The following is a 14,812-nucleotide window of genomic DNA, read 5'->3' on the forward strand; positions in this document are numbered from 1 at the left end:
TGCGCTATAGCTTAGAACGACACTTTGGGTGCCACCTGGATCTGAGCGCTGTCTTCAAACTCTAACAGCGAAGCATCTTGGCCATGCCCAAACATTCCAGCCACCGCCACTGGGGGGAAGCTCTGCCGATAAGTGTTGTAGTGCATCACTGCATCGTTAAATGACTGACGCGCAAAAGCCACCTTGTTTTCCGTGCTGGTGAGCTCTTCTGACAGCTGCATCATATTTTGCGAGGCTTTCAGGTCTGGGTAAGCTTCCATGACGACATTGAGCCGCCCCATCGCCTGAGTTAGCGCACCTTCAGCACCGCCAAGATCAGCAATCGCTTTGGCGCTACCTGGATTCGCTGCCGCCGCTTTAAGTCCGGCCACTGCCGTGTTGCGAGCCTCAATGACCGACTGCAGCGTTTCCCGCTCATGGCTCAGATAGCCTTTGGCGGTCTCTACTAAGTTAGGAATTAGGTCATGCCGCCGCTTAAGCTGTACTTCAATTTGGGCAAAGGCATTTTGATAACGGTTTCGTAGCGAAACGAGCCGATTGTAGATGGCGACGACATAAAACACGATAATCGCCACTACCACTAAGATAATGATCGTGGTGAGCATATATCCCCTTCCCTAGAGTAAACATTGATAGTTAAAAAAACAGGCCGTGACAACTTATTGACGGGGACGCTTGTTAGGCCGCACAACCAACCAGCTAGCGAATACCAAGCTACCAAACGCCGTATAAATTAGTATAAACACCCACTCTGGTGCAGTGAAATAAAGCAGGCTATTCAACCAGTGTTGAATAAAGGAGCCTGCATAGGTAGCGGCTCCCGCTTCTACCCTCAGTGCCATCTCCCAACGGGTAAGTGGGCAAACGATCCCAAGCCACGCCTGCACGACTACATAACCGATAGCGCAAAGATGGGTGAGACGGAAAGTCCGGTTACGCACCCAACCCCAGTTAAGCAAATAGCCTGCGTAGACAGCAATGAGACCAAGTACCACAAAGGCCACAAATAGCACATGAATGACCAAAACGGTGTCTGCTAGAAATAACAGCAGCGCCTGTTGCGACATGACAAGTCACCCCTGAGAGTTAGACAGCTAATGAACTATTTAGTATCACGCTCAGCTGTCTCCAACATTGTCTTTAAAGCTATCTTCAAAACCATTTTCAAAACAATCTTCAAAACCATTCTCAAACAGTGGTTGGCGAATTGACAGAAACCTCTGTTTTCACCAACTATCAGTAGCGATATTGAATAACGACTCATGTACGCTGTGTTCTGCGTCATTCACGCTGGTCAACAAACTTGGCGCAGCCCAGTGACGCCTTTGCTTTTTGAACAATAATTAATCAATAGTATTTAGGAGTTATTAATGAGCACATCTGTCACGCTACGTGAGCTTTCGGGGCTTGAACTCTCCCCTAGCAAGCTTTCCGAGTCTGCATTAATCCTTATCGACTGCCAAAACACCTACCGGGAAGGTGTCATGCAGTTAGAAGGCGTGGAAGAAGCCTTGGTAGAGGCCAAAAAACTCCTCGAAAAAGCGCGCGACGCAGGCATTCCGATCATTCATATTCAGCATGATAGTGGAGAAGGGTCGCCTTACGATACCAAGGCGCCCATTGGGCAGATAGCGGATATAGTGAAGCCAATCGCTGGCGAGCCGGTGATTACTAAAGCGTTCCCCAACGCCTTCGTTCAGACTGAACTTGAAGCGCAGTTGAAAAAGAGCGGCTGCAATAAACTGGTGCTAGCTGGTTTCATGACCCATATGTGTGTCAACTCCACCGCCCACGGGGCATTTAATCTTGGGTTTGAAGTCACAGTGGTTGCTAGCGCGACGGCTACCCGCTCGCTACAGGCTGACCAAGGCAAGATATTATCAGCTCAAGCGGTTCATGAGGGAGCACTAGCCTCAACACGAGACCTGTATGCTGCCGTAGTCGATACCGTTGACGACTTGCCCGTTTAATTAGTGGAGAGATCGTTTAGCGCGATGCGCGACAAGGTGGGATTTATTCAGACGTTTACGCTTCGTCGCGCATCATCCTCAGAACTGCTTTACTTGGCTTAATGGCTACTGTTATGCACTAGGTAAGCGCCCAAAAGTGCGCTATGTGACGGGTCGAAGAAATACCGACTTCAAGCATATACTTGTCTTCTTCACCAAGGCCTTCGTCGCCGCCAGCCATAATTGGCGTGCCATGGCCCATTCCTTCGATGATGTACTCTTCAATCACTTCTTTTCCGTCTGTGTTGCACCAAACCTGGCGGGGAAAACCATCGACCTGCTCCACCCTTGTCGGCGATCCTTCAACGTTATGAACTTGCTGCCATTGGCGAACAATGGAGTCAGCATTAGCCTGATCGACAGTCGAATCGCTACCGCCATGCCAGACCGAAATCGTTGGCCAAGGACCCTCATATGTCGAGGCTCCGCGCACCAGCGCGTCGAGCTTGCTATCTGAAGGGCCGCCATATCCCTTCATACGAACAACCGCTTCCATCAGGTTATCAGCGCTGCGGTAAGGTAGCCCTGCGATAATCGCGCCGCCCGCAAACACTTCGGGATAAGTCGCCAGCATGACCGATGTCATTGCCCCGCCTGAAGACATCCCGGTAATAAAGACCCGCGTAGGATCAATATCATGATCCTTCACCACCTGCTCAATCATATGACGAATAGACAGTGGCTCGCCTTTACCGCGGCGGCTGTCGCCAGAACTGAACCAATTAAAGCTACTAATCGGATTATTGCTTTTCCTTTGCCCAGGATATAAAAGTGCTATCCCGCATTCATCCGCGAGCGCCGACCAGCCTGACCCGAGATCATAACTTTCCGCTGACTGGGTGCTGCCATGAAGAACAACCACAAGCGGCCCATTCTTAGAGAAGTTCTTTGGAATATAGGTATCCGCCTGCAACGCCCCAGGGTCCGACCCAAACTCTTTCAAATCAGTTAGTCGATCTTGGCTACCTGAAGTTCTCGGCATAAGGCCTCCTTGACCAGCGTAGTACGGCGCATACTGCTTATAGATACGGCTTGCAGTGGAAAGCATATTCAGAACGGTTCCTTCAGGAATTCTAGTTGCTTCCTGTAGGGAAGACCGCTCATCATTCCAACGATTGATACGTTCAGCTTGCGAGCCCTCGATGCCTTCTGTTCGCTGCCAACAGCCACTGGAATCAGCGCCACTGCATAGAGCGCAAGGCCCACAGAGGCAAGTAAGAGTCGAGCAATAAGTGAATCTTGAGCGGTGACTGCCAAGAGCATGGCTATCGTTCCGAGCGTTAGGGCAAAGATAATTTTCATAACATGTTCCTTACATTGGATCGACTTAATGCAGACTTCTGCGACCCTCTACTCGTAAATACCCTTCAGGCACGCCCGGCATGGTGGCTCACTATGTGTAGTAAATGCTGTTAAACCATCATGACGGCATCTGATCGGCCAAGGGTAAAGATTGCGTGTTGAAATCACTATAAAGCGACCGCCCCTAACAACAAGGACAGCCTGCAAGAAGAGAAGGAAGGTAATAGCAAAGTTTCAAATACGACAAGTAAAGCGCGCTGCATCCCTTGCAGCGCATGGCGCAACGTCCTTGTTTAGGCACTTCCTTTGCCACGCTCACCGTTAGGATGAACCTTAAAACATGCATTCACTGTGCGCTGGCGAACGTAACAGGATTAAATGTTAGAGGCGGCGCTAAACCCTGGCAGGCAGATTAATAACGTTTAGTCAGGCACCCTTCAAAAGATCATCTCATCGTGAAACTAACGCCCCCAGCTCCCTACATTTGAATACTCCTCCAAGAAGGCAACAGAGTTTGTTCATCCATCATTAAGAGTTTGTTCACTTAACGCAGAACTATTGCTAATTGCAATGTTATTACATAACATTAACCACTTGTATTATTAGCTATTGCCCTACACCCCATCTCTAGGAGCTTCACCATGTCTCGCCGTTTGTTAATGCTCACCCCGATTGCTGCTGCCGTACTGATGGCGACACCTACCTGGGCCGCTGACCATCAGCATGACCATTCTGACCACAATCATTCAGCACATGAGCATAGCCACCATGACCACAGCAGCCACACTCATCCATCTGAACATGCTAATAACGGCCACGACAAACAGAACTTCAACCTAAACATTTCACTAACCCTGGAAGGTATCTACCACAACCGCTTTTCAGGTGAGGAGCACTCTCCTGCCGGTTTTGGCCATAGTGGACACGACGCCGAGCACGGGCATGATGATCACAGCCATGAAGGCCACGACCACGCCCTGGAAGATGGTTTTAATCTGGGTCATTCAGAAGTAGTAGTGCAAGGAGGAAACGACTACTTGAATGGTACCGCTGTCATTTCCCTAAGTGAGGACGATATCAGCCTGGAGGAGGCTTATCTGACCTCTCAGCAGTTGCCTGCTAACCTGAAACTCAAAGCTGGTAAGTTTCTTTCTGACGTAGGTTATATAAATAGCCGACACCCCCATGCCTGGGACTTTGTCGAACGTCCGCTAGTTAATCAGTATATTCTTGGCGAACATGGTTTGCTGGATACTGGTGTGCAACTTAGCTGGGCGCCTACCGCTAGCGTTTTAGTTGGCACCGAACTTTTCCAGGGAGAAGGCGAAGGCTTTAGCCAGTTCAGCGAAGGCGGCTACGAAGCGCGTAAAAGCGGCCCTCGCGTCAGCACACTGTTTGCCAAATTCCAGCCTGATATCGGTCTAAGACAAACCCTCGACCTGGGTGTTTCAGCAGGTTATAACCGCCAATTTGTTCGCGTTGATGACCACGGCCACCATGCGCATAGCGCCGAAGGCGACAACTGGTTTGCCGGACTAGATGCCCGCTATCAGCGCGATGGCGGCCAGCCGGGTGTTCAGGGCGATTGGCAGCTAGGGGCCGAGTACTTTTATACCGAGCGTGATCTGCGCGAACACGTTCAGCATCACGACCACTTTCATTCCCGGGATGCCTATACCGAGCAGCAGGATGGCGCTTACCTGGAAACCATCTATGGCATCGCGCCACGCTGGGAAATAGGTCTACGCACTGAAGCGCTAGGCATGAGCAATCGCGTGATGGGCACTCATCCTACGGCCATCGTGTCAGAAGATGTTTCTTGGCGTCACAGCGGCCAGCTAACTTGGCATCTACGTGACAACATGTTTCTACGCGCCCAAGTCACCCAAGAAGACTACGCCGGTGAAGAAGAGAGCTGGGTGGGCATGCTGCAGTTCAACGCCACCTTTGGTGGCCACGCTGGTCACGATCACTAGCGTTAACTCTCTTTATACGATGAGATAGAAACAGGGCGGCACCGTTAAAGTGCCGCCCTGCTACGTTTTTACCGCGGTACATTAAAGATTACTAGGGTTGCTGCTGCGCACTGCACTCCTTAAGTGCATCGGCCAGCTGACGCAGCAACTGGTCATAAAGTGTTGGCCCAAGCGGCAACTCGACGCCCAGCGGATCAATCACCCCCATGACGGCCGGGGTATCGCCGAAGACATTTTCTACCATCGCCGGGTTGAACTGAGGCTCACTGAACACGCATTGAATATCATTTTTCAGCACGTGTTGTTGAATAGCTTCAATACGCGCAGGACTTGGCGTTGAGGCATCTCCAAGCGAAATGGCACCTTCCGAAGGCACATCAAAACGCTGTTCAAAATACTGGTAGGCATCATGAAAAACCACGAAGCGTGGTGCTGGCTGCATTGTTAGCTGGTTTTCTAGCGCTATCTGCAAATCCAGCAGACCCGCTTTGGCTTGGGTTGCGTTGGACTGATAAATTTCAGCATTTTCTGGGTCCAGTACGCTTAAACGACGAGCAATGGCATCTAGCCATAAACGCGCATTTTCTGGATCAAGCCAGCCGTGGGGGTCTAACCCGTCATGATGATGATCGTGGTCGTCATGGTCATGGTCATGGTCATGGTCATGGTCATGGTCATGGTCATGGTCATGGTCATGGTCATGGTCATGGTCGTCGTGTGCTTCCGTAAGGGCAACCGACCTGTCGCGATAATTCAATACCTGCGTTTCTTCCAGCGCCATCAACTCCAAATGCTCCGCCTCTGAAGCCAACGACGCCAGCGGATTTGACAGCCAAGGGGTCAAGTCAGTGCTGACCCATACCACAAGCTCTGCCGTATCTAACGCTTGTGCTTCTGAAGGGCGCAATGAATACCCATGTGGAGACGCCCCTTGTTGCATAAACAGCGTTGGCTTCCCTAGCTCCCCCATCACCTTGCTCACCAGTGAATAAACCGGTGGAATATCTACCGCCACACGCGGCACGTCAGCGATTGCAACTAATGGAAGTCCCGCCAGCAAAGGTAACGTAATTTTAGTAAGTGATTGTTTCATAACAGGCTCCTTTATGGATAGAAAACACTAAACAGTCCAGCAACTGATCACTACAAAGCATCGGATAGTGTCGTCACCAACGCTCTATCGACGCGCCACCATTTAGATCTTGCTAGCCTATTAAATTATGTTATAACATAACAATAAATCAACTCGGAGTTTGCTATGTTTTCGCGTTTATCGTCAACAAGCACGCCTAGCTCTAGCACCTCTCTTCCAGATCAAGCGTTATTGAGTACCGAACAACTTTCTGTTCAATTTGGCCAACGTCCCATCTTGAAAGATATCAACTTGGTGCTACAACCTGGCCGGATTGTCACCCTCATTGGCCCAAACGGTTCTGGAAAGTCCGCTCTAGTCAAAACCCTAGTGGGAGCCATAAAACCGGCAGCAGGGCGAATCATCCGCTCTCCTGCTCTCAAAATTGGCTATGTGCCCCAACGGCTTCATCTTGATGCCACCTTGCCGATGACAGTACGCCGCTTTGTTAATCTACCCCACCGACATGCCAGCCGTGATATTACTGAAGCGCTGGAACAGGCAGGCGCTGAACATCTTCTGAATGCAGCTATGAATCACCTTTCTGGCGGCCAGCTACAAAGGGTGCTATTGGCGCGCGCCCTACTTTCACGCCCAACACTTTTATTGCTCGATGAAGCTACTCAGGGCCTGGATCATCGGGGCGTTGCTGAATTTTATCAGCGCATTGAGCAAATTCGTCAGCGCTCTCAATGTGCCGTCTTAATGGTCAGTCACGATCTGCATGTGGTGATGCGCACGGCTGACCACGTGATCTGCCTAAATGGCCATATCTGCTGTGAAGGCCAACCTGAGCAGGTAGCGTCATCACCTCACTATCATGCTCTTTTCGGCGATCAGGTTGCCAGCACGCTGGCTTTTTATCGTCATCAACACGTGGGCCATCATGATGAGGAGAGGCTGCACCATGCTGGATGATTTTATGTGGCGTGCCGCTCTGGCGGGGTTAGGTGTAGGGTTAGCCGCTGCCCCTCTGGGGTGTTTCGTTGTTTGGCGGCGGATGGCCTATTTTGGCGATGCCACCGCCCATGCGGCCATTCTGGGAGTAGCATTGGCGCTACTGTGGAATATTTCCCTCTTTGCCGGTGTGATTAGTGTCGCTCTGCTCATGGCATTGTGCGTGTCAACGCTAAGTGGCAAAGGCTATGCTATGGATACACTACTGGGCGTCATGGCGCATTCGGCCCTGGCCATAGGCTTGGTGGCCGTCTCTTTTGTCTCAGGGGTACGCATTGATCTGCATGCTTATCTGTTTGGTGACATTCTTGCCGTAGGCAAAACCGATCTATTAATTATCTGGTCTGGGGCCCTGCTAGTGATCGGCCTTATGTTTTGGCGCTGGCAAGCGCTATTAACTGCCACGTTAAACGAAGAATTAGCCTATGCCAGCCACATCAACCCACGCCGTGAGCAGTTAGTGTTGACCGTGGCGCTGGCTATTGTCGTGGCCGTCGCCCTTAAAGTGGTTGGCGCACTTTTGATTGCTGCGTTACTGATTATCCCTGCTGCAACGGCACGGCCTTTCAGCCGCACGCCAGAGCAAATGGCTATTATTGCTGCGATGATTGCCATGGCCGCTACAACTGGTGGGCTGCGGACTGCTTATACCTTTGACACACCCACTGGCCCTACCATTGTCACTCTGGCCACCCTATTTTTCGTGATTGGTACGCTGGCCTCGCGGAGTTGGCATTACTTTTTTTCAGCACAACAATGATCAGCCCATAGGATTTTTAACGTATGCGCTAAGCAGCGTCCCAAGATAACCTTCGGCGATACTCTCTTCTGGTGACTAGTCTGTTGCCTTCATTTCCTTATGCTGAACACGGTAAGCTTGGCGGTAACACCGCTACTGATGGCTAATAATCAACGATGACTTCCCATTGGATACTTGGCCCTGGGGCCATTGGTCGCCTGTTGGCGCATTCGCTTTCCCCCTTCACTGACGCCACATTGATTGGCCGACGTAAGCTGCCTGAACACCAACGCCTAACAACACCAGAGGGTGAAGAGCGAACTCAGCGGCTAGCCAGCGTTACGGTTGCGGAGCTAGCCTCTTATCCACTGCCCGCACCTGAGTTTGTACATATCACCACCAAAGCCATGGCCGCTGAGACAGCGCTTGCCAGCATTGCTGATATGATTCCGCCCACTACCCCGCTGGTGCTGTGGCAGAACGGTTTTTTGGCACAGCCGCGGCTGACTGATAGGTGGCCAGGGCCAGTGCTGTGTGCAACGACGACCCAAGGCGCTTACTTAACTGGCAGTGATGGCGTGGTTCACGCCGGTCGGGGGCCGACCTTTATTGGCGACCTGAACAATCAACACGGTGAACTGGCGGAAGTAATGACGCAGGCACTCACCCAGGCAAATTTTGCCGCAACAGCGGTGAGTGATATACGCCAACGCTTGTGGCAAAAATTGGCGGTGAATGCAGCGATTAACCCACTGGTAGCGCTCAATGGGGTGCGTAATGGGGAACTGCGCAGCGACGCGTATGCGGTTCGTGTAGAAGCGGTGATAGCGGAGGTCGCGGCGATTTTAGAGCAGGAAAGCATTGCACCACCGGCTGGTGGCAAAGGCGAAGACGCGTGGTTGGCGTTGGTATGGCAGGTCGTAGAAAACACTGCTAACAATAAGGCCTCGATGTTGCAGGACGTTGAAGCTAAACGCCCCACCGAACGTGGGGCAATTTTGGGACCATTGATTGAAAGCGCCGAGCGGCATGGGTTGGCGTGTAGGGAGTTGAAGAAGCTTAATAGTGAGTTAGCTAAATTGGAGGCGGCGTTTTAGGAAAACTTAGTGGCTGAAGCATCGCGCGCTAAAGCGCCCTCCCACACTATTCAGTTGCCCGCTGCGCTGCCAGGGGTGTGCCGTACCCACCAACCCCGGCAGCACTGCACGCTGCTTTGCGGGTGCGCTTCGCTTACCACGCCCTACAAAACCACAACTATTTCACACTCCTCACGCCAACTCCTTACTCCTCACGCCTTATCTTGATAGAACGTCAGCAGGCTGGAGAAGTCGAGTTTGCCGTTGCCACCTGCTTTATGCAGGGTGAATAGCGAACGTGCCGCCGACCCCATGGGCACCGGTGAGGCGCTTTGTTGGCTAACATCCATGGCGAGGCCCAGGTCTTTAATCATCAGATCTACCTGGAAGCCGCCTTGATAGCCTTTCGAGGCAGGGGCATTTTCCATCACGCCGGGATAAGGGTTGTAAACGTTAAGCGCCCAGTTCCCCCCAGAGCTTTGCTTCATAATTTCGGACAATACTGCAGGGTCCAGGCCGTTTTTAACGCCCATATTGATCGCTTCGCAGGTGCCCGCCATCAGGATGGAAAGCAGCATGTTGTTGCATACTTTCGCCACCTGCCCTGCGCCATGGTCGCCAGCGTGGAAGATATTCTTTCCCATCACATCAAGGACGGGCTTGGCCTGTTCAAATTGTGCAGCGCTCCCGCCGACTATAAAGGTCAAGGTGCCTGCCTGGGCTCCACCTACCCCACCAGACACGGGCGCATCGACAAAGCCAACACCTTTTTCAGCGCCAGCGGCAGCAACGCTGCGGGCGGTATCTGCATCAATGGTCGAGCAGTCAATCACCAAAGCGCTCTTTTTAATGACATCAAACAGCGGTTGGTCACCGTCTACATACAGCCCACGTACGTGCTTGCCTGCGGGCAGCATAGAAATAATAAAATCTGCGTCGGTGGCCGCTGCCTGAGCAGAAACCGCCACTTCACAGCCTTGAGATTTCGCTGTTTCCAACGCTTGTTCAGAAAGGTCGAATGCGCGAACGTTAAAGCCCGCTTTCGCCAAGTTGGCCGCCATGGGGCCGCCCATATTGCCTAAACCGATAAACGCGACAGTGGTCATCTTTGTTGTCCTTATTCGAAAATTGACTAGGAAACGGATTAGTGAAGATCCGCCAGAGGACTCTTTTCCCACGGCGAAGCCAGCAGCTCTTCAATAAAGGTCTGTTCTACTGACGCGACATCTGGGTATTTCCAGGCAGGCTGGCCATCTTTATCGACTAACAGCGCACGCACGCCTTCGGGGAATTCCTGATGACGGCAACACTGCACTGAAAGCGCCAGCTCAAACTGAAACACCTCAGCCAACGACATGTGCTTGGCGCGCTTTAGCTGCTCATCAATTAGCTTCACTGATACGGGGCTACCGTGGGAAAGCGTTTTCTGCGCTTTACTGAACCATTTGTCGTCGCTGTTGACCGCCAGCACAGCATCTACAACTTGCTCAACCGTGTCATGATCCATTAGCTCACGAATCAAGGCTGCAGATTTGTGAACCGGCGACTCCAGCTCGGCAAATACCTCTTGAGACGATTGTTCAAATTCGCGCAATACACTGTTCACCACACCATGAGCATCGGTTTGCTCTCCTTCTCCCCAGGCGGCATCCATCAATTTTTGAGCCAGATCTGCGCGGTAATGGCTAGCAATCGCGCGGTCCGCAAGGCCAAGGTGGACAGCATCCGGTGCGTTAATTTGGCTACCGGTCATGGCTAGAAAGCGTCCGGTGCCATTCGGCAGGCGGTTTAAAAACCAGCTTGCGCCAACGTCTGGGTATAGGCCAATGGTCACTTCTGGCATCGCCAGTCGAGACGTTTCTGTCACAATTCGGTGGCTGCTACCGCTAAGCAGCCCCATTCCACCGCCCATCACAATGCCGCTGCCCCAGCAAATAACCGGCTTGGGATAGGTGTGAAGCAGATAATCCAGGCGGTACTCGTGTTCAAAGAAGCGCTCAGGGAAATCTGGCTCTCCGTCTCCTTTGATCGCTTTATACAAATTGACGACGTCGCCCCCTGCGCAAAACGCTTTTTCACCGGCGCTATCCAACAGAACAGCGACAACGCGCTCGTCGGTTTGCCACGCTTTCAAACGCGGCAGAATCTCTTCAATCATCTCTAACGTCAGGGCATTCAGCGAACGCTCGGCGTTAAGCGTGATCTCGCCAATAACATGGCCATCTTGGGTGGCGTGTTCAGCAAACAGTACGCTACTCATTCCATTGTCCTTGTGGTTGGCTACAGCTCAGAAGCGCCATCAGATAGCACGCGGCGAGAAATAATCAGTCGCATGATTTCGTTAGTGCCTTCCAGAATACGGTGTACACGGGTGTCACGCACATAGCGCTCCATCGGGTACTCCTTAATGTAGCCGTTGCCACCATAGAGCTGAAGCGCCTCATCACACACCTTGAAGCCGACATCAGTTGCAAAGCGCTTAGCCATGGCGCAATAGGTAGTCGCATCGGGGTGGCCAGCATCCAGCTTTGTGGCTGCCATACGCACTAACTGACGAGCCGCCACAAGCTCAGTAACCATATCCGCCATACGGAACTGAAGCGCTTGGAAGTCTGCCAGGCGCTTACCAAACTGCTTGCGCTCCAGCATATAGTCACGGGCTTTATTGATCGCCTGCTGGGCGGTGCCGATTGAGCAGGTGGCGATGTTGATACGTCCGCCATCCAAACCCTTCATAGCAATTTTGAAGCCGTCGCCTTCGTTACCTAGCAGGTGGTTGGCAGGCACGCGTACATCTTCAAAAGTAATCATACGGGTTGGCTGGCTGTTCCAACCCATTTTATCTTCTTTACGGCCGTAACTAATGCCGCTTGCTTTAGCATCAACCGCGAAGGCAGAAACGCCGCTGGGGCCTTCGCCCCCAGTGCGCGCCATCACCACTAAAAAGTCGGTGCTACCAGCGCCAGAGATAAACATCTTGCTGCCGTTGAGTACGTAGTCATCGCCATCACACTTGGCCGTGGTTTTAAGCGAGGCCGCATCCGAGCCTGAGTTGGGTTCAGTTAAGCAGTAGGAGCCCAGCAACTCGCCTGTGGCTAGCTTTTCGCCCCACTGCTCCACTGCTTCCGGCGTACCGAAGTCGGCCAGCATCCACGTCACCATGTTATGAATAGTGAGATAGGCCGTGGTTGAGGTACAGCCCATGGAAAGCTGCTCAAAAATAATGCTGGCATCCAAACGGGAAAGACCAAGCCCGCCAACGCTCTCTGGTGCATACAGTGAACAAAAACCTAATTCACCGGCTTTGCGGATGACATCCACAGGAAAGAAGGATTCAGCGTCCCACTGCGCAGCGTGGGGCTCTAACTCATTCTGGGCGAATGCCCGGGCCATATCGGAAAAAGCAACCTGGTCTTCACTTAACTCAAAATTCATGGCGAATCTCCGCAGCATGCTTAGCTGGACAGCCTGCGATCAGGCTGAGTAGCTTAGCGTTTGCTATTATCTTTGTTAGTCATTGACGTTATTGGCGATTGTCTTTAATGGCGATGTTGACGTTTACGTTAACTTATATTCTTACCCTAACAGGTGCAACCGCTTACCTCACTACCTTTGGCGTAGAGCCGTGATTTGAGCAGAAAAAAGGGTGCCCTGAGGCACCCAAACAACGGACAGAACCGGTTATTTAAAGTTTTTGCGGTACATCTTAGCGAGTTCCCCCACAATGCCACTGCGAAAGCTAAGTACGCAGACAACAAAGATAATACCCAAAATGACGCTCACCCAGTTACCCAACGGCGACTGTGCCAAGATGTGTTGTAGACTAACAACTATACCTGCACCCATAAGGGGGCCAAGCAGTGTGCCTACCCCACCCAGCAGCGTCATTAAGATAACTTCACCTGACATATGCCAATGCGCATCGGTTAACGACGCCAGCTGGAACACAACGGTTTTAGTAGAACCAGCCAACCCGGCCAACGCCGCAGAAAGCACAAACGCCAGCAGCTTGTAGGCATCTACGTTGTAACCCAGTGAAATAGCGCGCGGTTCATTTTCACGAATCGCTTTGAGCACCTGCCCAAAGGGCGAATGCACGGTACGCTGAATCACTGCGAAGCCAAATATAAATATCGCAAACACAAAGTAATACATCGCCAAGTTACTGTTCAGGCTGATCATCCCAAACAGGTCACCGCGTGGCACACCGTGCAAGCCATCTTCACCACCAGTGAACGACGACTGGACAAAGACGAAGAACATTAGCTGAGCAAGGGCGAGCGTCACCATGGCAAAGTAAATGCCCTGACGTCGGATCGAAAGTACCCCAAACAGCCCCCCCAACAGGGTTGCCATTAAAGTACCTGCGATAATCCCCATTTCCGGCGTTAAGCCTGGATAGCTTGCCAATAAATAGCCAGTAACATAACCGCCGGTGGCTAAAAATGCTGCGTGACCGAACGAGAGCAACCCCGCGTAGCCCAACAACAGATTAAAGGCGCAGGCAAAGAGCGCGAAGCAAAGAATTTTCATCAGGAAGACGGGGTAAGCCAAAAAAGGAGCGACTAACCCAACGGCCAAGAGCGCAAGATAGAACATATTGCGACGCATTCTGGCCCGTTTCTGTCGTTCTTGTACGGCTGATGGTGCATTGAGTGCTTGAGAGTCTGCCATGGTTATGCCTCCTTACCGAACAGCCCAGCGGGGCGTAACATGAGCACCAATATCATCACCAGGAAGATCACGGTATTGGAGGCTTCGGGGTAATACACTTTGGTTAATCCTTCGATGATGCCCATACCCAGACCGGTGAGTATCGCTCCCAGAATAGATCCCATACCACCGATGACGACCACCGCAAACACCACAATCAGCAGGCTTGACCCCATCGTAGGTGAAACAGGATACAGCGGTGCTGCCAACACGCCTGCAAAGGCGGCTAGCGCTACGCCAAACCCGTAGGTAAGGGTAATCAACAGCGGTACGTTTACCCCAAACGCCTGCATCAGCTGGGAGTTCTCAGTTCCCGCCCGCAGATAAGCGCCCAACCGGGTACGCTCGATCATAAACCACGTAAATAGACACATGGCCAATGCCGCTACCAACACCCAAGCGCGGTAGGTAGGCAGGAACATGAAGCCTAAGTTCAGGCCGCCTTGAAGTGCTTCTGGGGTCGAGTATCGCGCGCCAGAAACACCAAAGAAATTAACCAGCGTGCCTTCAAAAATTAGCGCCAACCCAAAGGTAAGCAGCAACCCATAGAGATGGTCTAAATGGGCAATGCGTCGTAGCAAAAAACGCTCCATTAGCATGCCGAAACCACCGACGACTAGCGGCACCAGAAATAGCGCCAGCCAATAGTTGATACCTAAATAGCGAAAGCCCAGCAGTGCGGCGAAGGCTCCCAGCATGTATTGCGCCCCATGGGCAAAGTTGACGATCTTCAGTAGGCCGAAGATGACCGCCAGGCCCAAACTAAGCAGTGCGTAAAAGGCTCCATTCACAAGCCCAAGCGTTAGCTGGCCCATGAAAACGGCCAATGGCACGCCGAATATCATCGTCATTTTATGACTCTCCTCGCCGCCAAGCGGACAGTAACGCTCGCTACTATCCCTGCGTGT

15 protein-coding genes are annotated in these 14,812 nt (G+C 52.0%); 5 read left to right on the forward strand and 10 right to left on the reverse strand.

Annotated features, from left to right (window positions below):
- Nucleotides 1–11: 11 nt before the first annotated feature.
- On the reverse strand, nt 12–605 hold the full coding sequence (locus tag K1Y77_RS09495) for a LemA family protein (RefSeq protein WP_030072578.1): 594 nt from the start codon (nt 603–605) through the stop codon (nt 12–14).
- 54 nt (nt 606–659) lie between these two features.
- The gene (locus K1Y77_RS09500) at nt 660–1,067 is read right to left on the reverse strand and encodes a DUF2784 domain-containing protein (RefSeq protein WP_264428156.1); all 408 of its coding nucleotides are present in this window, start codon (nt 1,065–1,067) and stop codon (nt 660–662) included.
- Nucleotides 1,068–1,370: 303 nt separating this feature from the next.
- On the opposite strand from K1Y77_RS09500, the gene K1Y77_RS09505 reads away from it, so the two are divergent.
- Nucleotides 1,371–1,970 (forward strand): cysteine hydrolase family protein, encoded by a 600-nt coding sequence (locus tag K1Y77_RS09505; protein WP_030072575.1) that lies wholly within the window; start codon nt 1,371–1,373, stop codon nt 1,968–1,970.
- Between the two features lie 118 nt (nt 1,971–2,088).
- Here K1Y77_RS09505 and K1Y77_RS09510 read toward each other — a convergent pair whose 3' ends face one another.
- Nucleotides 2,089–2,991 carry an extracellular catalytic domain type 1 short-chain-length polyhydroxyalkanoate depolymerase gene (locus tag K1Y77_RS09510; protein ID WP_264428157.1) on the reverse strand — a complete coding sequence of 301 codons (903 nt, stop codon included), beginning with the start codon at nt 2,989–2,991 and terminating at the stop codon, nt 2,089–2,091.
- Nucleotides 2,992–3,059: 68 nt separating this feature from the next.
- Nucleotides 3,060–3,311 (reverse strand): hypothetical protein, encoded by a 252-nt coding sequence (locus K1Y77_RS09515; protein ID WP_264428159.1) that lies wholly within the window; start codon nt 3,309–3,311, stop codon nt 3,060–3,062.
- A gap of 641 nt (nt 3,312–3,952) precedes the next feature.
- Here K1Y77_RS09515 and K1Y77_RS09520 point away from each other — a divergent pair.
- Nucleotides 3,953–5,287, forward strand: a complete 1,335-nt coding sequence (locus tag K1Y77_RS09520; protein ID WP_264428160.1) for a TonB-dependent receptor — start codon at nt 3,953–3,955, stop codon at nt 5,285–5,287.
- Between the two features lie 91 nt (nt 5,288–5,378).
- Here the strand turns inward: K1Y77_RS09520 and K1Y77_RS09525 are convergent, their stop codons facing one another.
- Nucleotides 5,379–6,380 carry a zinc ABC transporter substrate-binding protein gene (locus tag K1Y77_RS09525; protein ID WP_264428161.1) on the reverse strand — a complete coding sequence of 334 codons (1,002 nt, stop codon included), beginning with the start codon at nt 6,378–6,380 and terminating at the stop codon, nt 5,379–5,381.
- A 165-nt stretch (nt 6,381–6,545) separates the two neighbouring features.
- Between K1Y77_RS09525 and K1Y77_RS09530 the strand changes: the two genes are divergently transcribed.
- The 3 genes from K1Y77_RS09530 to K1Y77_RS09540 all read left to right on the forward strand — a co-directional run bounded on the left by K1Y77_RS09530 (nt 6,546) and on the right by K1Y77_RS09540 (nt 9,212).
- Nucleotides 6,546–7,337, forward strand: coding sequence for an ATP-binding cassette domain-containing protein (locus K1Y77_RS09530; RefSeq protein WP_264428163.1), 792 nt, complete (start codon nt 6,546–6,548; stop codon nt 7,335–7,337).
- Nucleotides 7,327–8,136 carry a metal ABC transporter permease gene (locus K1Y77_RS09535; protein ID WP_264428164.1) on the forward strand — a complete coding sequence of 270 codons (810 nt, stop codon included), beginning with the start codon at nt 7,327–7,329 and terminating at the stop codon, nt 8,134–8,136. Before K1Y77_RS09530 ends, K1Y77_RS09535 begins: the two co-directional genes overlap by 11 nt.
- A 155-nt stretch (nt 8,137–8,291) precedes the next feature.
- On the forward strand, nt 8,292–9,212 hold the full coding sequence (locus tag K1Y77_RS09540) for a ketopantoate reductase family protein (RefSeq protein WP_264428165.1): 921 nt from the start codon (nt 8,292–8,294) through the stop codon (nt 9,210–9,212).
- 191 nt (nt 9,213–9,403) lie between these two features.
- On the opposite strand, the gene mmsB is transcribed toward K1Y77_RS09540, so the two are convergent.
- The 5 genes from mmsB to K1Y77_RS09565 all read right to left on the reverse strand — a co-directional run bounded on the left by mmsB (nt 9,404) and on the right by K1Y77_RS09565 (nt 14,755).
- Nucleotides 9,404–10,312 (reverse strand): 3-hydroxyisobutyrate dehydrogenase, encoded by a 909-nt coding sequence (gene mmsB, locus K1Y77_RS09545; RefSeq protein WP_264431456.1) that lies wholly within the window; start codon nt 10,310–10,312, stop codon nt 9,404–9,406.
- A 23-nt stretch (nt 10,313–10,335) separates the two neighbouring features.
- Nucleotides 10,336–11,451 (reverse strand): enoyl-CoA hydratase/isomerase family protein, encoded by a 1,116-nt coding sequence (locus K1Y77_RS09550; protein ID WP_264428166.1) that lies wholly within the window; start codon nt 11,449–11,451, stop codon nt 10,336–10,338.
- A gap of 20 nt (nt 11,452–11,471) precedes the next feature.
- Nucleotides 11,472–12,626: an acyl-CoA dehydrogenase family protein gene (locus tag K1Y77_RS09555; RefSeq protein WP_264428167.1), complete on the reverse strand. Its 1,155-nt coding sequence runs from the start codon at nt 12,624–12,626 to the stop codon at nt 11,472–11,474.
- 246 nt (nt 12,627–12,872) lie between these two features.
- A complete protein-coding gene (locus K1Y77_RS09560) occupies nt 12,873–13,865 on the reverse strand; it encodes a branched-chain amino acid ABC transporter permease (RefSeq protein WP_030072550.1) in 993 nt (330 codons plus the stop codon).
- A 2-nt stretch (nt 13,866–13,867) separates the two neighbouring features.
- A complete protein-coding gene (locus tag K1Y77_RS09565) occupies nt 13,868–14,755 on the reverse strand; it encodes a branched-chain amino acid ABC transporter permease (RefSeq protein WP_009724569.1) in 888 nt (295 codons plus the stop codon).
- Nucleotides 14,756–14,812 lie beyond the last annotated feature (57 nt).

Origin of the sequence: Halomonas qaidamensis (genome assembly GCF_025917315.1) — a bacterium.
Classification (GTDB): domain Bacteria; phylum Pseudomonadota; class Gammaproteobacteria; order Pseudomonadales; family Halomonadaceae; genus Vreelandella; species Vreelandella qaidamensis.